We start from the raw sequence: 245 nt of genomic DNA on the forward strand, positions 1-245 counted from the left end.
GTGTGCCGCGTGCAGCCTTTGTTGATTTCACTGCTGAAATTAAAAAGCATATCAGTATTCCAATGATGGCGGCAAACCGTATCAATATGCCAGAAACGGCAGAAGACATCGTCGCTAGTGGTCAAGCAGATATGATTCAGATGGCGCGTCCATTTTTAGCCGATGCCCATTGGGTGAATAAAGCCAAAAATGGTCAGGCAGATCGTATTAATACCTGTATCGCCTGTAACCAAGCTTGTCTCGAT

Annotated in this window: 1 protein-coding gene; it reads left to right on the forward strand. The window is 45.3% G+C overall.

The window, feature by feature from the left end:
- Positions 1 to 245 (forward strand): oxidoreductase (locus tag AAEY72_RS15965; RefSeq protein WP_502945412.1); only part of this gene is annotated, 245 nt, incomplete at both ends.

This window comes from Psychrobacter sp. W2-37-MNA-CIBAN-0211 (assembly GCF_040309405.1).
GTDB classification, from domain to species: Bacteria; Pseudomonadota; Gammaproteobacteria; order Pseudomonadales; family Moraxellaceae; genus Psychrobacter; species Psychrobacter glaciei.